This is a genomic window from Micromonospora sp. B9E7 (genome assembly GCF_039871815.1).
Lineage (GTDB): Bacteria > Actinomycetota > Actinomycetes > Mycobacteriales > Micromonosporaceae > Micromonospora.
On the sequence record NZ_JBDPLX010000002.1, the window covers coordinates 56,067 to 76,513 of the forward strand.

General features: G+C 72.2%; 14 protein-coding genes and 1 pseudogene. 3 read left to right on the forward strand and 12 right to left on the reverse strand.

The genetic code is table 11. The annotated features are described in order from the left end of the window. Window positions 1-130 precede the first annotated feature (130 nt). From ABGB10_RS02980 to mraZ, 11 genes and pseudogenes are all read right to left on the reverse strand, one after another. Window positions 131-949 carry an FtsQ-type POTRA domain-containing protein gene (locus ABGB10_RS02980; RefSeq protein ID WP_347659282.1) on the reverse strand — a complete coding sequence of 273 codons (819 nt, stop codon included), beginning with the start codon at window positions 947-949 and terminating at the stop codon, window positions 131-133. Further along, window positions 946-2,511 (reverse strand): UDP-N-acetylmuramate--L-alanine ligase, encoded by a 1,566-nt coding sequence (gene murC, locus ABGB10_RS02985; protein WP_347659283.1) that lies wholly within the window; start codon window positions 2,509-2,511, stop codon window positions 946-948. Before murC ends, ABGB10_RS02980 begins: the two co-directional genes overlap by 4 nt. Further along, window positions 2,508-3,614, reverse strand: coding sequence for an undecaprenyldiphospho-muramoylpentapeptide beta-N-acetylglucosaminyltransferase (gene murG / locus ABGB10_RS02990; protein ID WP_347659284.1), 1,107 nt, complete (start codon window positions 3,612-3,614; stop codon window positions 2,508-2,510). The genes murC and murG overlap by 4 nt, the downstream gene beginning before the upstream one ends. Further along, entirely contained in the window at window positions 3,614-5,059 is a 1,446-nt protein-coding gene (locus ABGB10_RS02995; RefSeq protein ID WP_347659682.1) for a putative peptidoglycan glycosyltransferase FtsW, read from the reverse strand. Before ABGB10_RS02995 ends, murG begins: the two co-directional genes overlap by 1 nt. Before the next feature lie 332 nt (window positions 5,060-5,391). Further along, window positions 5,392-6,516, reverse strand: a complete 1,125-nt coding sequence (gene mraY, locus ABGB10_RS03000) for a phospho-N-acetylmuramoyl-pentapeptide-transferase (RefSeq protein ID WP_347659285.1) — start codon at window positions 6,514-6,516, stop codon at window positions 5,392-5,394. Further along, the gene (murF, locus tag ABGB10_RS03005; protein ID WP_347659286.1) at window positions 6,513-7,910 is read right to left on the reverse strand and encodes a UDP-N-acetylmuramoyl-tripeptide--D-alanyl-D-alanine ligase; all 1,398 of its coding nucleotides are present in this window, start codon (window positions 7,908-7,910) and stop codon (window positions 6,513-6,515) included. The genes mraY and murF overlap by 4 nt, the downstream gene beginning before the upstream one ends. Next, on the reverse strand, window positions 7,907-9,469 hold the full coding sequence (locus ABGB10_RS03010; RefSeq protein ID WP_347659287.1) for a UDP-N-acetylmuramoyl-L-alanyl-D-glutamate--2,6-diaminopimelate ligase: 1,563 nt from the start codon (window positions 9,467-9,469) through the stop codon (window positions 7,907-7,909). Before ABGB10_RS03010 ends, murF begins: the two co-directional genes overlap by 4 nt. A gap of 52 nt (window positions 9,470-9,521) precedes the next feature. Then, window positions 9,522-11,729, reverse strand: coding sequence for a penicillin-binding transpeptidase domain-containing protein (locus ABGB10_RS03015; protein WP_347659288.1), 2,208 nt, complete (start codon window positions 11,727-11,729; stop codon window positions 9,522-9,524). A gap of 3 nt (window positions 11,730-11,732) precedes the next feature. After that, a complete protein-coding gene (locus ABGB10_RS03020) occupies window positions 11,733-12,338 on the reverse strand; it encodes a hypothetical protein (protein ID WP_347659289.1) in 606 nt (201 codons plus the stop codon). Then, window positions 12,328-13,437, reverse strand: a pseudogene (gene rsmH, locus ABGB10_RS03025) (16S rRNA (cytosine(1402)-N(4))-methyltransferase RsmH). The gene ABGB10_RS03020 and the pseudogene rsmH overlap by 11 nt, the downstream one beginning before the upstream one ends. A gap of 204 nt (window positions 13,438-13,641) precedes the next feature. Next, window positions 13,642-14,073: a division/cell wall cluster transcriptional repressor MraZ gene (gene mraZ, locus ABGB10_RS03030; RefSeq protein ID WP_347659290.1), complete on the reverse strand. Its 432-nt coding sequence runs from the start codon at window positions 14,071-14,073 to the stop codon at window positions 13,642-13,644. A gap of 355 nt (window positions 14,074-14,428) precedes the next feature. Between mraZ and ABGB10_RS03035 the strand changes: the two genes are divergently transcribed. Genes ABGB10_RS03035 through ABGB10_RS03045 form a run of 3 tightly spaced genes read left to right on the forward strand, consistent with a single transcriptional unit; the run spans window position 14,429 to window position 17,065 of the window. After that, window positions 14,429-15,676 (forward strand): MurT ligase domain-containing protein, encoded by a 1,248-nt coding sequence (locus tag ABGB10_RS03035; RefSeq protein WP_347659683.1) that lies wholly within the window; start codon window positions 14,429-14,431, stop codon window positions 15,674-15,676. Next, the gene (locus ABGB10_RS03040) at window positions 15,666-16,385 is read left to right on the forward strand and encodes a glutamine amidotransferase (RefSeq protein WP_347659291.1); all 720 of its coding nucleotides are present in this window, start codon (window positions 15,666-15,668) and stop codon (window positions 16,383-16,385) included. Before ABGB10_RS03035 ends, ABGB10_RS03040 begins: the two co-directional genes overlap by 11 nt. Beyond that, window positions 16,382-17,065: a VTT domain-containing protein gene (locus tag ABGB10_RS03045; RefSeq protein ID WP_347659292.1), complete on the forward strand. Its 684-nt coding sequence runs from the start codon at window positions 16,382-16,384 to the stop codon at window positions 17,063-17,065. Before ABGB10_RS03040 ends, ABGB10_RS03045 begins: the two co-directional genes overlap by 4 nt. A 151-nt stretch (window positions 17,066-17,216) precedes the next feature. Here the strand turns inward: ABGB10_RS03045 and leuS are convergent, their stop codons facing one another. Continuing rightward, complete coding sequence (leuS, locus tag ABGB10_RS03050; protein WP_347659293.1) at window positions 17,217-20,057, reverse strand: leucine--tRNA ligase; 2,841 nt, start codon at window positions 20,055-20,057, stop codon at window positions 17,217-17,219. Window positions 20,058-20,447: the final 390 nt, after the last annotated feature.

A 20,447-nucleotide genomic window follows, 5' to 3' on the forward strand; every position in this document is an offset into this window, starting at 1 on the left:
AGGCTTACAGTTATGTCAACCACTGAACCTCTTCGGGGCAACGTAAGCGCCACCACGCCATGAGCCAAGGACCCGCTCGGCGTGTCGCCGAGCGGAGCGCAACGGGTCACGGCGCCACACGCTCCCCAGCTCAACGGAAGGTCACCACGTCCGGCGCGCTCACGTCGATCCGATCGGTGTCCTCGTCGAGCAGCGCGGTGGCCACCCGGGCCTTGTCCGTGCCCCGCGTCGCGTCGCCCCAGACCACCGTCCGGTCCCCGCGCAGCCGCAGGGTGATCCGGGCCAGCCCCGCCACGTTCACGTCCACCAGCTCCGCGCGGAGCTGCGGGGTCAGCGCGACGAGCACCTCCAGCCCGGCCCGGGTGCCCGGGTCGTCGGCGGCCGGTCGGGCCACCGTCAGCTGGGGCAACTCGGCGGGTCGCCGGTCCACCGTCCGGAACGCCACCCCGTCGCGGTCGATCAGGGCGAACCCCTGCCCCTGCGGCACCGCCGCCACCGGAGTCCGTTCGGTCACCCGAACCACGAGCGTGCCGGGCCAGTCCCGGGACACGATGGCCCGCTCCACCGGGGCCAGCGCGCCGACGCGACGGGCAGCGGCGGCCAGGTCCACCCGGGCCAGCGGCACCCCGTCCGGCACCGCGACCGCGTCGTGCACCTGCACCGGGGTCACCAGGTCGGCGCCCTCCACGCGCACTTCCCGCACACCGAACAGCCCGGTGCCGAGCACCGTCCAGGCGACCAGCCCGGCCAGCGCGAGCACCCCGGCGGCCACCGCCCAGGGCAGTGCGGCGCGCATGCGACGCTGCCGGGCCCGGGCCATGAATCGGCGGGTCGAGGGCGGCACCGCGTCCCGACCGGCCCGGACCAGCTGCCAACGACGGGCCGGACCGCGACGCGGGGCGCCGCCGTCGCCGGCGCTGGTCCGCCCTCGGGCCGGGCCGGGACTCATCCGGCCGTGGAAGCCGTGCCGCCGGGTGCGGCGGTGCCACCGAGGGCCGCCCCGTCACCGCCGGCCGTGGCCCCACCCGACACCGGATCACCGAGCACCGGGGCGCTGGCCACCGGGTCGACGGTCGCGGTCGGCGCGGAGCCGGCTGCCCGCTCCCCCAGGGCGGCCAGCAGTTCGTCGCCCATCAGCGAGATCGGCGGGGCGCCCATGGTCACCACGACGTCCCCCGGACGGGCCCGACGGGCCACCTCGACCGGCGCCGCCTCCCACGAGTCGACGAAGACCTTGCGGTCGGCGGGCAGGTCCACCGCCGCGATCAGTGCCGCCGAGCCCTCGCCGGGCTGGCGCAACTCGCCCGGCCCGAAGACCTCCAACAGCACCACCTCGTCGGCGATGGCCAACGCCTCCGCGATCTCCGCCTGGTTGTCGCGGGTGCGGTACAGCCGGTACGGCTGGAAGACGACGATCAACCGCCCGTCCCCGGCCACCTCGCGCAGCGTCTGCAACGCCAGCGTCATCGACGTCGGGTGGTAGGCGTACTCGTCGTAGACCAGCACGCCGTCCGCGACACCCTTGCGCTCGAAGCGCCGCCGCACCCCGGGAAAGACCGCCAGCGCGGCCTCCGCCGCCTCCAGCGGCAACTCGAGCAGGTACGTGGCCAGCACCGCGGAGGCGCTGTTCAGCCCCATGTGCCGCCCCGGCACCGGCAGCCGGAACTCGCCCAGCGACCGGCCGTCGATGGCGGCCAGGTAGCGCACCCCGCGTGCCGACGAGGAGATCTCGGTCAACCGCAGGTCGGCGTCGGCCGCCTCGCCGTAGGTGAACACCCGCCGCCCCTCGGCGCGCAGGCTCTCGGCCAGCCGCCGACCGCCCGGGTCGTCGGCGCAGGTGATGATGAACCCGTCCGGGTCGGTGAGGCGGGCGAACTCCACGAACGCCGCCTCCAGCGTCGCGTAGTCGCCGTAGGTGTTCAGGTGGTCCGCCTCGACGTTGGTGATGATCGAGACGTACGGGCGGTAGATCAGGAACGAGCGGTCGCTCTCGTCCGCCTCGACCACGAAGTGCTCGCCGGTGCCGTGGTGGGCGCCCGAGCCGACCTCGGAGATCTCACCGCCGATCACGAAGGACGGGTCGACCCCGGCCTGCTGCAACACCATGGTCACCATCGACGTGGTGGTGGTCTTGCCGTGCGTCCCGGCCACCGCGATCGCCCGGCGGCCGGTCATCGCCGCCGCCAACGCCTCGGAGCGGTGCAGCACCCGCAGGCCGCGCCGACGCGCCTCGACCAGCTCCAGGTGGTCCTGCGGGATCGCCGAGGAGTAGACGACCGTGTCGACCCCGTCGAGGTTGGTCGCCTCGTGGCTGAGGTAGATGGTGCCGCCGAGCGCCCGCAGACCCGCCAGCGAGGGCCACTCCCGCAGATCGCTGCCGGAGACCCGGATGCCCCGGGTGAGCAGCAGCCGGGCGACGCCGAGCATGCCCACCCCACCGACACCGATCAGGTGGACGGCGCCCAGGTCCTCGGCGGTGAGCGTGCCGGCCGGGGTGAACTGCGCGGTCATCGAGCCACCGCCTGGAGCACGAAGGACCGCAGCGCCTCGTCACCGTCACGTCGCCCGTACGCCGCCGCGGCAGCGCCCATCGCGGACAACCGCTGCGGATCGCGGATGAGTGGGATGACGGTGCGCTCCAGCCAGTCCGGGGTGAGTTCCGCGTCGTCGACCAGCAGCCCGCCGCCCGCCTCCACCACGGGCAGGGCGTTGCGCCGCTGCTCCTGGTTGCTGTGCGGGTACGGCACGTAGATCGTCGGCAGCCCGATCGCGGCGACCTCGGCGACGGTCATCGCGCCGCCCCGGGCCAGCATCAGGTCGGCGGCGGCGTAGCCCAGCTCCATCTCGGACAGGTACGGCAGCGTCACGTACGGCACCGGCAGGTCGGTGGGGATCGGCACCGGCTCGTTGCGGGCACCCATCACGTGCAGCACCTGCACACCGTTGCGGGCCAGTTCCTTGGCCGCCCCGGAGACCGCCAGGTTGATCGAGCGGGCGCCCGACGAGCCACCGGAGACGAAGAGCACCGGCAGGTCCGGACGGAGCCCGAAGTGGGCGCGGGCAGCGTTGCGCAGCGCGTACCGGTCCAGCGCGGCGATGCTGCGACGCAGCGGCACCCCGACGACGGTGGCGTCGCGCAGTGACTCGGCCTGGCTGGGCTGGTGCGGGAAACCGACCGCGACGTTCTTGGTGAACTTCATGCCGAGCCGGTTGGCCACACCCGGCGGCACGTTCACCTCGTGGATCACCATGGGCATCTCCCGGCGCCAGGCGGCCAGGTAGGCCGGCACCGAGACGTACCCGCCGAAGCCGACGACGACGTCGGCGCGTACCTCGTCGATCACCTTGCCCGCGGCGCGGGCCGCGGTCCACATCCGGCCCGGGGTACGGACCAGGTTCATGTTGACCGACCGGGGCAGCTGGTACGCCGGGATCGGCCGCAGATCGTAGCCCTGCGGCGGGATCAGGTCGTTCTCCATGCCGCGTGGTGTGCCGAGGCAGGTGATCCGGACGCCCGGGTCGTGTCGGCGCAGGCAGTCGGCGAAGGCGAGCAGCGGGTAGACGTGCCCCCCGGTGCCACCTCCCGCGAGCACCACCGAACGCAGCGGACCCATCAGCGTCTCCTCTCGCTCGCCGTGCCTCTGCGGCTCCGGTCCTGTCGGACCCCGCGCGGCGCGGCCTGGTCGTCATGGCGCCGCTCACGGGACCGGGGCACGGACCCTCGGCCAGCGGGCGGCGTCGCCGGACGGCGGCGCCGGCCGGGAAGCGGCGGCAACGGGGCCCAGAGTAGTCGGACCCACCGGGCCGGCGGACGGGCATGCAGTGCTCTGGCCGCATCGGGTTCGGCGCGGGCGAAGGACGCCAGCATGCCGATGCCCGCCAACGTCACCACCAGGGCACTTCCACCGTCGGAGATGAACGGCAACGGCAGGCCGGTGATCGGCAGCAGCCCGACCACCCCACCAATGTTGATCACGGCCTGGCTGACCAGCCAGGTGGTCACGGCGGCGGCGGCGAGCCGGCGGAACGGGTCGTCGACCCGGCGGGCGATCCGCAACCCGGTGTACGCGAGGACCGCGAACAGGGCGAGCACCACCGCGCAGCCGATCACGCCCAACTCCTCGGCGATGATCGCGAAGATGAAGTCGTTGTGCGCCTCGGGCAGCCAGTCCCACTTCAGGCTGCCCTTGCCCAGCCCGACCCCGAACCAGCCGCCGTGCTCGATGGCCAGCCGCCCCTGGTAGAACTGGAGGCAGCCGTCGAGCTTGCAGGTCTCCGGGTCCGGTGGGTTGAAGAACATGGCCAGCCGGGCGAAGCGGTAGTTCTCCTCGCCGCGCTCGCCGGAGCCGGCGCCCAGCGACGCCACCGCGATGAGCAGGCCGACGCCGAGCAGACCGACCACCGTCAGCACGCCGAAGACCCGCATCCGGACGCCGGCGGCCCAGAGCAGGCCCACCACCAGGGCCAGCAGGCAGAGCATCGTGCCCGTGTCGTTGTAGCCGACCAGGACGAAGAGCAGACCGACCACCGGGAAGAGCGGGGTGGCCAGCTCGCGCCACCACCCCAACGCGGCACCCTTGCGGACGACCAGGTGCGCGCCCCAGAGCACCATCGCGAACTTGGCCAACTCGGAGGGTTGCAGCTGGATCCCGCCGACGAACAGCCAGTTCAGTCGCGCCTCGACCGGCCCGAACCCGGCCGACCGCTGACCGGTGAGCCGGGCGTAGGCGACCAGCAGGTTGAGCACCAGCAGCAGCGCCACCGAGGTAAACAGCAGCGGCCGGCCCAGGGACCGGTAGGTGCTGGCGGGCAACCGTTGGCAGGCCCAGAACGCCCCGATCCCGATCACCGCGAAGATGGCCTGCTTGGTCACCGAGGCCGAGGCGTTGCCGTCCTCGGCGTAGTCCTTCACGCTGGTCGCCGAGAAGACCATGGTCAGCCCGATCAGCAGCAGCAGGCCGGCGCAGGACAGCAGCAGGTAGTAGGAGGCCAGCGGCCGGTCCAGCAGGCCGCGCAGCGCGGCGAGCCCGGCGGCCCCGTCCAGCCCGCGCAGCGGCACGGGCGGTGGTGGTTCCGCCGCGCGCGGCGCCCCGCCCGGTTCCGGCCCACGGGCGTCGTCCGGCGGCGCGCCGGCCTCCGCGGTACGTGCCGCGCCCGGTGACCGTCGCGGTCGGCCGGCTGTTCTGTCGTCGGTGCCTGGTTCCTCCCCCACCCCGACATCATCACCGCTAGCCACGCCCGGCGAGCCCACAACGGAACCCCCGGCGTGTCGGACCGTCAAGATCCGCGCGACATCGGGGAAGTTGCTGCCTCAGACCATGTCGAGGCAGCAACTCCGCCGAAGTTGCGCGGATCTTGGGCGAGGCACCCGGGCGTCCGGCGGCGGGCCGGTCAGGTCATGTTGGCGAGGAACTCGCTGTAGAACAGGCCCAGGGCGATCGCCACGCCGATTCCCGCGATGATCCAGAAGCGCACCACGATGTTGACCTCGCTCCAGCCGGCCAACTCGAAGTGGTGTTGCAGGGGCGACATCCGGAACACGCGTTTACCGGTGGTCTTGAAGGAGATGATCTGGATCACCACGGACATCGTGATGATGACGAAGAGCCCGCCGATGATCGGCAGCAGCAGGATGGTGCGGGTGGACATCGCCATGCCGGCGATCAGGCCGCCCAGCCCCAACGCCCCGGTGTCACCCATGAAGATCCGCGCCGGGGACGTGTTCCACCAGAGGAAGCCCACACAGGCCCCCGCCGCCGCCCCGGCTATCAGCGCGATCTCCAACGGGTCGCGGACCTCGTAGCAGTACGGCTGGGTGTAGCTCGGGTCGGCGCACCAGTGCCGGTACTGCCAGAACGCGATCAGCGCGTACGCGGCGAGCACCATCACCGACGCGCCGGTGGCCAGACCGTCCAGGCCGTCGGTGAGGTTGACGCCGTTCGTCGCGGCCATCACCACGAAGATGAAGATGATCACCGCGCCGACCTTGCTGACCTCCAGGAAGTCGATGTCCCGGATGAAGCTCAGCGTGGTGCTGCCCACCGTCTCGGTGTTGGTCGCCTTACCCGTCGCGTCGGTCATCGTGCTCGGGAACCACAGGGCGATCACCCCGAAGACCGCGCCGACCAGGATCTGGCCGAGCAACTTGCCGCGCTTGTTCAGCCCGGCGCTGTTGCGCTTGCGCACCTTGAGGAAGTCGTCGAGGAAACCCACCGCGCCGGAGAAGACCATCAGGCCCAGCAGCACCAGCGCCGTGATGGTCGGCTCCACCTGCGCGATCTGCTGGTCCGGCAGGGTGGTCAGGGCGAGGTGCCCGGCCACGTACGCGATCACCGTAGCCAGGATGAAGACGACGCCACCCATGGTGGGCGTGCCCTTCTTGCCCTGGTGCATGGCCGGGCCGTCGGTGCGGATCGGCTGACCGGCCTTGAGCCGGGTGAACACCTTGATCGCGATCGGGGTGCAGAACAGCGACACGAGGAAGGCCACCCCGATGGCGACGATGACGGCCCTCATCGGGTGGGCTCCCCGCCGGCGTCGGCGCGCAGGGCGTCGGCCACCTCCCAGGTCCGGTACCGGGAGCCCTTGACCAGGACGACGTCACCCGGTCGTAGTTCGCTCCGCAGCACCTCGACGGCCGCTGCCTGATCGGTGAGCAGCACCGACTCTCCTCCCCAGTTCGCTACCGCTGTCGCGCCTTCGTGAATCGGCGCGGCCGGCTCGCCCACCACGAGCAGCCGGTCGACACCCAGCTCGGCCGCGAGTCGGCCGACCTCGGCGTGGCCGTCGGACTCGAACGGGCCCAGCTCGGCCATGTATCCGAGCACCGCGACGGTACGCCGCCCCTGGCCGATGCTGGCCAGCGCCCGCACCGCCACCGCCATCGAGGCCGGGTTGGCGTTGTACGAGTCGTCGATGACGGTCACCCCGTCGGGGCGGTCGAACACGTCCATCCGCCGGGTCGAGACCAGCCCCAGCTCACCGAGCGCCGCAGCCAGCTCGGCGAGCGGCATGCCCAGTTCCCGGGCGACCGCCGCCGCGGCGAGCGTGTTACCGACCTGGTGACGGCCGGTCAGCCCGAGCCGCACCGACGCGCGCCCCTCCGGGGTGACCAGGGTGTACGACGGGTGCCCCCGCTCGTCCAGCGTCACGTCCTCGGCGCGTACGTCGGCTTCCGGCGCCTCGCCGTAGCGGACCACCCGGGCCCCGGTGCGGCTCGCCATCGCGGCCACCCGCGGGTCGTCGGCGTTCAGCACGGCCAGCCCGTCCGCCGGCAGGGCCTCGACCAGCTCACCCTTGGCCAGGGCGATGTTGTCCTGCGAGCCGAACTCGCCGATGTGCGACGTGCCGACGTTGAGCACCACGGAGATCCGGGGCGGCACCAGCTCGCACAGGTACCGCACGTGCCCGATCCCGCGCGCGCCCTTCTCCATCACCAGGTAGCGGGTGTCCGGCCCGGCCCGCAGGGCGGTGTACGGGTGCCCCAGCTCGTTGTTGAACGAGCCGGGCGGCGCCACCGTGGCCCCGAGTCGGGCGGTGAGCTGACCGATCAGGTCCTTCGTGGTGGTCTTGCCGGAGGAGCCGGTCACACCGATCACGGTCAGCTCGGGGAGCCGGTCCACCGCGGCGCGGGCCAACCGGCCCATCGCGGTGAGAGCGTCGTCGACGAGCACCATCGGCACCCCGGGCACCTCGCGGCTGCCCAGCACCGCCACCGCGCCGGCCTGCATCGCCGTCGCCGCGTAGTCGTGCCCGTCGACCTTCTCCCCGGGGAAGGCCACGAAGAGCGACCCCGGTCCCACCTTGCGCGAGTCGAACTCGACGCTGCCTGTGACGGTGACGCCCGGGTCGGCGGCGACGAGCCTCCCGTCGACCGCGGCGGCCACCTCTGCCAGGCTCAGCGCGATCATCGCTGACCCGCCAGGTCCCCGAAGCGGGCCCGCAGCGCGGCGGCCAGCTCGACGCTGTCGTCGAACGGGAACACCTCCCCCGCCACCTCCTGGCCCCGCTCGTGGCCCTTGCCGAGCAGCGCGATGACGTCGCCCGGCTCGGCCAGCCGTACCGCCTCGTCGATCGCGGCGCGGCGGCCCGCCACCTCCACGATCCGAGCGGCCGTGGCGGCCCGGTACGCCCCGGCGAGCACCTCGGCGCGGATCTCCGCCGGGTCCTCGGTACGCGGGTTGTCGTCGGTCACCAGCACCACGTCGGCTCCCTCCGCCGCGGCGGCGCCCATCACCGGCCGCTTGCCCCGGTCCCGGTCCCCGCCGGCGCCGATCACGCAGATCAGCCGACCGGCGCTCAGCTCACGCAGCGCGGCCAGCGCGGCCACGATCGCGTCCGACTTGTGCGCGTAGTCGACCACCCCGCGCACCGGCGCGGCGACGTCGACCAGCTCCAGTCGCCCCGGCACACCACCGCAGGCGGCCACGCCGGCCGCCGCGGTCTTCGGATCCACCCCGGCGCCGACCAGCGCGGCGATGGCCAGCAGCGCGTTTGCCACGTTGTGTCGCCCGGGCAACGCCACCCCGGCGGACAGGACCACGCCGTCCGGGCCGTGCGCGGTGAACCGCTGGGCGTACCCCTCGCCGCTCACGCCGTCGGCCCACCAGCTCGCGCCCTGGTCGCCGGCTGCCGAGTAGGTGACCGTGGCCGGCTTGTACAGCGGCTTGAGGGCCGGGTCGTCGAGGTTGAGCACCTCGACCGCGCACCGCCCGTCGAAGAGCTGGGCCTTCGCGGCGAAGTAGTCGTCGCTGTCGGCGTGGAAGTCCAGGTGGTCAGAGCCGAAGTTGGTGTAGCCGCCGACGGCGAAGCGGACACCGCCCACCCGGCCCATGGCCAGCGCGTGGCTGGAGACCTCCATGACGACCGCGGTGACCCCCCGCTCGCGGGCGGTGGCCAGCATGGCGTGCAGGTCGGTCGCCTCCGGGGTGGTGCGCACACTGTCGATCACCAGGTCACCGAGCCGGGTCTCCACCGTGCCGATCAGCCCGGTGGTGTGGCCGGCGGCCCGCAGCCCCGACTCGACCAGGTAGGCGGTGGAGGTCTTTCCGGCGGTGCCGGTCACCCCGATCACGGTGAGGCCGGCGGTCGGGTCGCCGTACACGGCCGAGGCCAGCTCGCCGAGCACGGCACGTGGGTCGGGCACCACCAGGACGGGCAGGCTGCTCCCCGCGGCCAGCTGCGCACCCGCCGGGTCGGTCAGCAGGGCCACCGCACCCGCCTCGGCGGCACCGGCGACGAACTCCGCGCCGTGTCGGCGGGCACCGGGCAGCGCCGCGTACAGGTCGCCGGGGCGGACCTCCCCGCTGGCGTGGGTGGCACCGGTGACGACCACCTCGGCGGCGTCCGCCGGAAGGTCGACGGCGAGTCGGACGGCAAGATCACCGAGCCGGACTCCGGTCACGGTACGTGGACGTGGATTGCCGGGCACGGCGTCAGACCCTACCCGGTCGTCCGGTTCCGGCCGCACAGCCGCCCCGGTGGTTCGTCGGCACTCACCGATGATGTCCCGCCGTCGCTGCTCAGCGCGGATAGACCGTGAACTTGGGTGCGGAACCGCCGGTGGACGGCGGCACGCGGTAGTGACGCAGAGTGAACTGCATCATGTCGCGGAACGCCGGATTGGCGATCGCCGCGCCACCACCGCCGGGCGCGTACACGAAGACAGCGATCACGTAACGGGGGTTCTCGGCGGGGGCCATGCCGATGAAGGAAGACACCTTGTCGGCCTCTATCTTGCCGTTGACCAGCCGCGATCCGGTGCCGGTCTTGCCGGCGACCCGGTAGCTGGGGACCGCGGCGGTGACGCCGGTGGCGCCGTCGACAGTGGTGACCGCCTCCAGCATGGTGCGCAGGGCTGCCGCGTTCTGCGGGCTGAGCACCGACCGGGTCACCGGGGCCGGCGCGGGGGTGCGCTTGCCGTCCGGGCCGATCACCTCCTTGACCAGGTGCGGCTGCACGTACGTGCCGTTGTTGGCGATGGCGGCGTACGCGGCGGCCATCTGCAACGGCGTGGCGTCGACGCTGTGCCCGATCGGCACCGACCCACGTGACGATTCGCTCCACTCGTCGGCCGGCAGCAGTCGCCCGCTGGCCTCCCCGGGCATCCCCTCGCCGGTCGGCTTGCCCAGCCCGAACCGCTTCTGGTAGTCGATCAGCCGGTCCCGGCCGAGCTTCTCGGCGATCGTGATCGTGCCGACGTTCGACGAGTACGCGAGCATCCCCGGCACGCTCATCCGCTTGCCGTTGGCGGGGTGGGTGTCGGAGAACCAGGTGTCGCCCATCTTGATGCGGTTGGCGATGGGCAGGGTGGTGTCCGGCGTGATCACACCCTCCTGCAACGCCGCGCCGAAGGTGATCGCCTTGTGGATCGACCCGGGGTCGACGACGAAGCTGGTCGCCGCGTCCTCCCGTGCGACCGGGTCGCTGGGCAGCGGTTTCGCCGCGTTGTAGGTCGGATGGCTGGCCTGGGCCAGCACCGCGCCCGAGGGAATCTCCATGATCACGGCCGCAGCGGTGCCGCCGGGCGCCTTCGCCATGCCGTTGCTGAGGATCTGCTGGGTGCGGAACTGGAGGTCACGGACGATGGTGAGCGCCAGCGAGCTGCCCGGTTTGGCCTGCGTGGTCCGGCTGTAGCCGCCCGGGATCGGTGCCCCGAGGTCACCGAGACCGGCCTCGTACACCCGCTTGCCGTCCTGGCCGGCGAGCACGTCGTCGTAGCGGGCCTCCAGCCCTTCCAGCCCGGCCATGTCCTGGCTGGTGAAGCCGATCAGGTTCGCCGCCAGGTCGCCGCCGGGCACGTCACGACTCTCGTCGCGGTGCACCCCGATGCCGGGCAGATCCAGCGCCTGCACCCGCTTGGCGGTCGCGATCTCCACCCCCCGGGCCAGGTAGGCGAAGGTGGACGGCTTGCCGCCCTCCAACTTCCGGGGCTTCATCAGCTCGACGAGCTTCGACGCCGGAATGCCGAGCAGCGGGGAGAGCGCCTTGGCGACGCCCGCTGGATCCTTCACCTCGGTCGGATCGGCGTACACGTACCGCGCCTCGACGCTGCGGGCCAACGGCGCGCCGGTGCTGTCGTAGATCGCCCCACGCGGTGCCGGCAACTCGACGGTGCGGAGCCGGTCGGAGACGCCGCCGCCCGCGTACGCGGGCGCGTCGACCGCCTGGAGGAAGACCAACCGGATGCCGATGCTGGCGAACAGCGTCAGGGCGAGCACGGTGCCCAGCCGCAGACGCAGCCGCGAGTCGGCCAGCTTCGGCGGGCGCGGAGGCTTGCGGGACGGGCGGCGGGCCACCGGCCGGTCGGCGCGGCGCGGCGCGCGCGGCGTGGTCCGGCGGCGCGGCGCGGGCTCGTCGACACCCGGAGGACGCGGGGTGCGCGGGGAGACGGTCCGCACGACGCCGCCGCGCCCGGCGGCCGGGGCGTCGCGCCGGCCGGAACGGGCGGCGGCCCGGCCACCGTCGAGCACCTGCAGCGCCGGCCGGAACGGGTCGCCGGAGCGGGTGCTGCGCGGCGTACGCCGTTGCTCGGCGCCCCCGCTGCGCGCCGGCGTGCCGCGCTCGTCGCGGACGGTCCGACCCCTCGGGGTGTACGCGCGAGCACCGGAGATGCCCCCGATGCCGGGCTCGCCGGTGCGCGACTCGCTGTCGGCGGGGCTGGCATCACGCGAAGAACCGCGCCGGGCCCCCTTCGGGTCCCGGCGCGGCTCGTCCGATCTCGGTGGCACTGGTCAGCCTCCCGCACCCTGGCTGGTCACCGACGGCTGGCCGGTCGCGGGCTGCGGCACCTCCAGCGTCTTGCCGTCCGGCAGCCGGATGTAGCCCGGCTCGCCGGCGTCCACCAGGCCCAGCCGCCGCGCCTCGGCGGTCAGGTTGCCCGGCGCCTCGGCTTCGGCGATCTGCTTGTCCAGTTGCTGCTTCTCCAGGTCCAGTCGAGCCTGCTGCTGCTGCAACCGCTCCAACCGGAACGCATTCTCATTGATCTTGGTGTTGACCGCCAGGATGCCCAGCACCCCACCGACCACCAGCACCACGATCAGCGCCGCGAACGGCGCACGCGGCACCGACACCGGCGGCGGTGGTGCCACCCGCAGCCGGGGCGGGCGCGCGCTGGTGGCGGCGCCGGCCTTCTCGACCGGCCGCAGGGCAGCGGTGCCCTCGGTGGGGAACTCGCGCGCCCCCCGGGCGCGAGTCTCCCCCTGCCGGTTCACTCGATCGATGCGTGGCGTACCGTTTCCGAGGCGCGGAGCTCGCTCCGCCGCGATCCGGCCCCCCGACCGCGGTGCGCGCTGCTCGCCGCCGGTGACGCCCCGGCGGTCGCGCTTGTCAATGTTCATGTCCCTCCCCCTCAACGTCCGTCCCTCTGCCGTCCCGGTGCCCCTGACCCCCCACGGATCAGGCGGACCCCGTGCCCGGTTGGTGCATTCCCTTCACCCGTCGGCGAGACCGTTCGCGGTCGGTCCGCCCAAGCTCTGTCGCGTTCGGGTCGAGTCGTTCCGCTGCCCGCAACCGCACCGAAGCGGCGCGCGGGTTCGCGGCGACCTCCGCCTCCCCGGGCAGTTCGGCGCCCCGGCTGAGCAGCCGGAACGTCGGACCGGACCCGGGAAGCTCGACCGGGAGGTCGACCGGGCCCTTACTGCGGACCCGGTCCGCGAGCGCCACCTTGGTGAGCCGGTCCTCCAACGAGTGGTAGGACAGGACCACCATGCGACCGCCCACGGTCAGTGCGTCGAGCGCGGATGGCAACGCTGTCTCCAGCGCTGCCAGCTCTCTGTTTACCTCGATCCGTAAAGCCTGAAACGTTCTCTTTGCCGGGTGCCCACCCGTTCGTCGGGCTGGTGCCGGAATGGAGTCCCGAACCAGCTCCGCCAGGAACGCGGACGAGGTGATCCGGGCACGTTCCCGGTGCCGGATGATCGCCGAGGCGATCCGGCCGGCGAACTTCTCCTCGCCGTAGACCCGCAGCACCCGAGCCAGGTCCGGATGTGCGTAGGTGTTGACCACCTCCTCGGCGGTCACCCCCCGGGTCTGGTCCATCCGCATGTCCAGGGGCGCGTCCTGGGCGTACGCGAACCCGCGGTCGGGCGCGTCCAACTGCAACGACGAGACGCCCAGATCGAACAGGATCCCGTCGATGGCCGGATAGCCGAGCCGGTCCAGCACATCCGGCAGCTCGTCGTAGACGGCGTGCTCCAGGTGCACCCGATCGGCGAACCGAGCCAGTCGGACCCGCGCGTGGGCGAGCGCCTCGGTGTCCCGGTCGAGCCCGATCAGGACCGTCTCCGGGTGCGCCTCCAGCACCGCCTCCGCGTGCCCGGCCAGGCCGAGCGTCGCGTCGACGTGGACCGTCCGGCCGCCTCGACCCAGCGCGGGGGCCAACAGCTCGAGACATCGCTCAAGCAGCACCGGCACGTGCGTGCCGCGCAACTCCCCCATGGTGACCCCCACTGGTTGAAACGTCCGTTCTTCTCGTGCGCCTGTCGTCGGACGGCGCTGCCGTCGTACCGCCAGATCCCCATCCGCTCCCGCCTGACACCGGACTCGCACCGATGACTGGATCGTGCGCCTGGCACCGGGGAAGGGATGCCAGGAACTCGAAAGCGGCTGGAGATCTCGCAGTACGTCGGGCGCCGTTCCGCCCTACAGACCGCCTGGCAGCACCCCCTCCTCGATGTCGGCGAAGTCGTCTTCGCTCTCGGCGAGGTAGGTCTCCCAGGCGACCTTGTCCCAGATCTCCACCCGCGTGCTCGCGCCGATCACCACCAACTCGCGGTCCAGTGCGGCGTACGCCCGGAGGTGAGCGGGGATGGTCACCCGACCCTGCTTGTCCGGAACCTCGTCGTGCGCGCTGGCGAAGAAGACCCGGCTGTAGGCCCGGGCCGCCTTGTGTGTCATCGGCTGCTCGCGCAACTGCTCCGCGATTCGCTGGAACTCAGGGGTGGGGAAGACGTAGAGGCAGCGCTCCTGCCCTTTGGTCACCACAACACCCCCCGCCAGCTCATCTCGAAACTTGGCCGGAAGGATCAACCGGCCCTTTTCGTCCAGGCGTGGAGTGTGGGTGCCGAGAAACACGGCCCTACCCCCCTTGCCCCTGAGCGGCGTTCGCGGCGCCGCTGACCCCCCGGGCCGGTGAGCCCTCCCGGCCTCACCATTGGCCCCCACTCTACTCCACTTCCCTCCACCCGCAACCAGATTGGCCCGCGTGGCGCGCCCGATCCGGCGGCAAAACCGCACGTCACAAGGGGTGGAGCGGAGTGGAGGGCCACCGCCTCCCTCCGGCGTGGTCCGCTTTCCGACATAGATCGACTCCGTCCGGCGGAGGCCCCACCGGCCACCCGCCCAGCCGCCACGGCCGAACGGTTCACCGTCGGCGGCGATCTGGAGGGGCGGGCGGTCCGGTAACCTCGCTCGCGTGACGGACGCGAAAATGCCCCTACGGGCCAAGGTGGCCAGCTCCGTGTCACGGACCGCCGCGGCGCTCTCCCGGGCGGCCGGCCGTGGCGACGGTTCGGTGATCGGTGGCTGGATCGGCCTGAAGATCGACCCGGACCTGCTGGCCCACCTGTCGGCCGGGCGTGCGATCGCGCTCGTCTCCGGCACCAACGGCAAGACCACCACCACCCGGTTGACCTCCGCCGCGGTCGGCGTGCTCGGCCGGGTCGCCACCAACTCTTTCGGCGCCAACATGCCCAGCGGGCACACGTCGGCACTGGCCAAGGCCGGCAGCACCCCGTACGCGGTGCTGGAGGTCGACGAGCACTACCTCGCCCAGGTGCTGGAGGCGACCGAGCCGCACGTGGTGGCGCTGCTCAACCTCTCCCGCGACCAGCTGGACCGCGCCAAGGAGGTCGCCATGATGGCGCAGCTCTGGCGCGCGGCCCTGGTCCGGCACACCGATGTCCGGGTGGTGGCCAACGCCGACGACCCGATGGTGGTCTGGGCCGCCACGCCGCCGGGCGACCCCGCCCGCGGCATCAACCCGCCGCACGTGACCTGGTTCAGTGCCGGCCAGCGCTGGCACGACGACTCCTGGGTCTGCCCGGAGTGCGGCTCCACCATCCAGCGCTCCGGCGACCAGTGGTGGTGCACCGGCTGTGCGCTGCGCCGGCCGGAGCCGCAGTGGGTCGTCGAGGACGAGGGTGTGCTCGACCCCACCGGCGCCTGGCACAAGGTCTCGCTCCAACTGCCCGGCAAGGTCAATGTCGGCAACGCGGCGACCGCGCTGGCCGTGGCCGCCGAGTTCGGTGTCCGTCCGGTCGACGCGGTGTCCCGCCTCGGCATCGTCACCTCGGTCGCCGGTCGTTACGCGCAGGTCGACAAGGACGGGCGCAACATCCGGCTGCTGCTGGCCAAGAACCCGGCCAGCTGGCTGGAGGCGTTCGACATGGCCGACAACGCGCCGACCCTGCTCTCCATCAACGCGCGCGACCCCGACGGCCTCGACACGTCCTGGCTCTTCGACGTCGACTTCGCCCCGCTCCGCGGCCGGCAGGTGTTGATCACCGGCGACCGGGCATACGACCTGGCGGTTCGGCTGGACGTCAACGACGTGCCCTTCCAGCACGTCCGCACGTTCGACGACGCCATCCGGTCGGTCCCGCCCGGGCGGCTGGAGGTCATCGCGAACTACACCGCGTTCCAGGACATCCGAGCGGAGTTGGACCGTGTCATCTGAAAGCCTGCGCATCGTCTGGATCTACCCCGACCTGCTGTCCACCTACGGCGACCGGGGCAACGCCCTGATCCTCGCCCGCCGGGCCCGCCAACGGGGGATGCCGGTCGAGGTGGTGGAGGTCCGCTCCGACCAGAAACTCCCCGCGACCGCCGACATCTACCTGGTCGGCGGCGGCGAGGACGGCCCGCAGGCGCTGGGCGCGCAGCGGCTGCTCGCCGACGGCGGCCTGCACCGGGCGGTCGCCCAGGGCTCGGTGGTGTTCGGCGTCTGCGCCGGCTACCAACTGCTCGGCACCTCCTTCTTCGCCAAGGGCGTGCAGTGCCGTGGCCTGGAGCTGCTCGACCTGCAGTCCGACCGGGGCCAGAGCCGGGCCGTGGGCGAGCTGGCCGGTGAGATCGACCCCCGGCTGGGTCTGCCCCCGTTGACCGGTTTCGAGAACCACGGTGGCCGCACCCACCTCGGCCCCGAGGTCTCCCCGCTGGCCCGGATCAGCGCCGGGGTCGGCAACGACGGCACCACCGAGGGCGCGTGGCGCGGCAAGCTGCTGGGCACCTACTCGCACGGCCCGGCGCTCGCCCGCAACCCGGCCCTCGCCGACCTGCTGCTGCGCTGGGCCACCGGGGCGCACCAACTCCCGCCGCTCGACGACACCTGGTCGGACCGGCTCCGCAACGAGCGCCGCTCCGCAGTGGCCGCCGCCCGGGCATGATCCATGCCGTCCGACGGCTGCTCCGGCAGCCGTCGGCCGCCCGGTTCACCCTGCTCGTGCTGCTGATCGGCGGATGCGGGCTACTGCTGCTCCTGGTGCCCCGGCCGGATCCGGAGCAGCTTCCGCTGCTGGCCGACCGGCTGGGCGACCTCGCACCGGTGGCGGCGGTCCTCGGCGGCGCGCTGCTGCTGGTCGCGCTGGTCCCCCGGACCTTCATCACGCTCGCCGCGGGCGCGATCTTCGGCCCGCTGGAAGGCGCCGCGTACGCCCTGGGGGCAGCGTTGGTGGCCGCGGCGGTCGGGTTCACGGTCGGCCGGCTGCTCGGCCGGGAGTTCGTAGCCGAACGGGTCCGTGGTCGCCTGGCCCGCCTCGACGGGTGGTTCGCCCGACAGAGCGTGCTCGGTGTGGTCACCGTCCGACTGCTGCCGATCGCCGGCTTCGGGCTGGTCAGCTACGGCTACGGCACGACCGGCGCTCGGGTGCTGCCGTTCCTGGCCGGCAGCGTTATCGCATCCGCGCCGACAGCGTTCGGCTACGCGGCGATCGGCGCCGCGGTCAGCTCCCCCGGCCAGGTCAACTGGTACGCCGCCGCCCCGGCCAGCCTCGGCCTGATCGCCAGTGTGGTGCTGGTCCACCAGTGGTGGCGCGCCGAACGCCGCCGCCGCACCATGCCCGTCTGACCGCGCCCAAGACGTCCGAGCCCCTGCCCCGCACCCCCTGGGGTCGATCATGGAGTTGTGCTGGGGATCAATCCCCTACTAAGGGGAGGAACCGTCCACCACAACTCCATGATCAGACGCGGGCAGGGCGGGCTGGGGCGAGGGCTGGAGGTTAGAGCACTACCGAGACCATCCGGCCCTTCACGACGATGACCTTGCGGGGTTCCTTGCCGGCCAGGGTTGCGGCGACCGCGTCCAGGGCGGCGGCGCGGACGGTCTCCTCGGCGGCGTCGGCGGGGACCTCGATGCGGCCACGGACCTTGCCGTTGACCTGCACCGGATAGGTCACCGTGTCGGCCACCAGCAGCGCCGGGTCGGCGGTCGGGAAGTCCACGTACGTCAGCGAGGTGTCGTGGCCCAGCCGGCGCCACAGCTCCTCGGCCAGGTGCGGAGCGAACGGCGCCACCATCAGCACCAGCGGCTCGGCCACCTCGCGGGGCGTGGCCGACAGGCCGGTCAGCCCGTTGGTCAGCTGGATCAGCTTGGCGATCGCGGTGTTGAACCGGATGCCGTCCATGTCGCCTCGGACGCCGTCGATCACCGTGTGCAGCAGCCGACGGGTCGCCTCGTCGGCCGGGTCCTCGGTGATCCGCAGCTCGCCGGTCTGCTCGTCGACCACGGCCCGCCACACCCGCTGCAGGAACCGGTACGACCCGACCACCGCCCGGGTCTCCCAGGGTCGGGACACCTCCAGCGGCCCCATCGACATCTCGTACACCCGGAAGGTGTCCGCGCCGTACGCGGCGCACATGTCGTCGGGGGTCACCACGTTCTTCAGTGACTTGCCCATCTTGCCGTACTCGCGGTTGACCACCAGGTCTTCCAGGTAGAACGCGCCGTCGCGCTCGACCACGTCCTCGGCCTGCACGTAGCTGCCGCGCGAGTCGGTGTACGCGTACGCCTGGATCATGCCCTGGTTGAACAGTTTGCGGAACGGCTCGAACGACGACACGTGGCCCAGGTCGAACAGCACCTTGTGCCAGAAGCGCGCGTACAGCAGGTGCAGCACGGCGTGCTCGGCGCCACCGACGTACAGGTCGGTGCCGCCGCAGTCGCCGTCGCCACGCGGGCCCATCCAGTAGCGCTCGTTCTCGGCGTCGACGAACCGGTCGCTGTTGGTCGGGTCCAGGTAGCGCATCTCGTACCAGCAGGAGCCGGCCCACTGCGGCATCACGTTGGTCTCGCGGGTGTAGCGCTTCGGCCCGTCACCCAGATCCAGCTCGACCTCGACCCAGTCCCGCCGCCGCGACAACGGGGTCTCCGGGTTGCTGTTCGCGTCGTCGGCGGCGAACGTCTTCGGCGAGAAGTCGTCCACCTCCGGCAGCTCGACCGGCAGCATCTCCTCCGGCAGCGCGATGGCCGCGCCGGTCTCGTCGTAGACGATGGGGAACGGCTCGCCCCAGTAGCGCTGCCGGGAGAACAGCCAGTCGCGCAGCCGGTAGGTGACCGCGCCGGTGCCGTGCCCGTTCGCCTCCAGCCAGGCGATGATCGCCGCCTTGGCGTCCGCGACCCCCAGGCCGTTCAGGTCCAGGCCGCGCTCGGGCGCGGCGCTGTTGATCGCCGGACCGTCCCCGGTGTACGCCTTGCCGTCGAAGCCCTCCGCGGGCTGCACGGTACGCACGATGGGCAGCTCGAAGACCTCGGCGAACGCCCAGTCCCGCTCGTCCTGGGCCGGAACCGCCATGATCGCGCCGGTGCCGTAACCGGCCAGCACGTAGTCGGCGACGAAGATCGGGATCTGCCCACCGGTGACCGGGTTGGTGGCGTACGCGCCGATGAAGACGCCGGTCTTCTCCTTGCTGTCGGCCTGCCGCTCGACGTCGGTCTTGGCCGCCGCCGTCTTGCGGTACGCCTCGACGGCCACCCGGGGGCTGGCGTGCCCGCCGGTCCAGGCGTCCCTCGTGCCGTCCGGCCAGGCGGCCGGCACCAGCGCGTCGACCAGCTCGTGCTCGGGCGCCAGCACCATGTAGGTGGCGCCGAAGACGGTGTCCGGTCGGGTCGTGAACACCCGCACCGGGCGCACCGCCGTCGGGAAGTCGATGTGCGCACCGGTGGAACGGCCGATCCAGTTGCGCTGCATCAGCTTGATCGGCTCGGGCCAGTCCAGGGTGTCCAGGTCGTCCAGCAGCCGGTCGCCGTACGCGGTGATCCGCATCTTCCACTGCTTCAGGTTGCGCTTGAAGACCGGGAAGTTGCCCCGGTCGGAGCGACCGTCGGCGGTGACCTCCTCGTTGGCCAGCACGGTGCCCAGCCCCGGGCACCAGTTCACCGGGGCCTCGGAGACGTACGCCAAGCGGTGGTCGTCGACGACCTGTCGGCGCTCGGCGACGCTCAGTTCGGCCCAGGCCCGGCCGTCCGGGGTGGGTCGGTTGCCGCCCTCGAACTCGGCGATCAGCTCGGCGATCGGGCGGGCCCGGCCAGCGTCACGGTCGTACCAGGAATTGAAGATCTGCAGGAAGATCCACTGGGTCCAGCGGTAGAAGTCGGTGTCGATGGTCGCCACCGAGCGGCGCTCGTCGTGCGCCAGGCCCAGCCGGCGCAGCTGCGCCTTGTACCGCTCGATGTTCGCCACCGTCGTGGTGCGCGGGTGGGTGCCGGTCTGCACCGCGTACTGCTCGGCGGGCAGGCCGAACGCGTCGAAGCCCATCGCGTGCAGCACGTTACGGCCGGCCATCCGCTGGTAGCGGGCGTAGCAGTCGGTGCCGATGTAGCCCAGCGGGTGACCGACGTGCAGGCCCGCCCCGGAGGGGTACGGGAACATGTCCAGCACGTACAGCTTCTCCGCGCCGGCGCGCGGGTGGGTCGGGTCGGCCAACGGGCCGGTCGGGTTCGGTGCGTGGAAGGTGCCCTCGCGCGCCCAGGTGTCCTGCCAACGAATCTCGATCTCGTCGGCCAGGGCCGCGGTGTACCGGAACGGGGGGATGTCGCCCGCCGGTGCGGCTGCCTCACTCATCGTCTCTCCTCGCTTCGCTTCGCTTCGTCTCGGCGCCACCGGGCCGGGCCGGCGACGGGCACAAAAAAGCCCCTCGCGCAGGAGGGGCCGCCGTGCTGTCGCTGCGTTCAGCGCATCAGCACGGCCCGGTAAGAAGCAGGAAGACTCCGGCCATGTCCCGCAGTGTACCTCGCCGCCCGGCGCGCCGGCGTGCCGCCAACCGGTCCGTCCACGCGAACGGGACACCGGGTACCGATCGGCAGAACAGACACGCATCCCCCGGCTGGCGAATATTCGGTGCGTAACCGACGGACTACCTGCGGGGGTCGGCGATAACGACAAACATGGTTAGCCTGAGAGACCAGTGAGATTCCTGCGGCAAACGAGGCTCGACGTCGCGAACTTCAACGG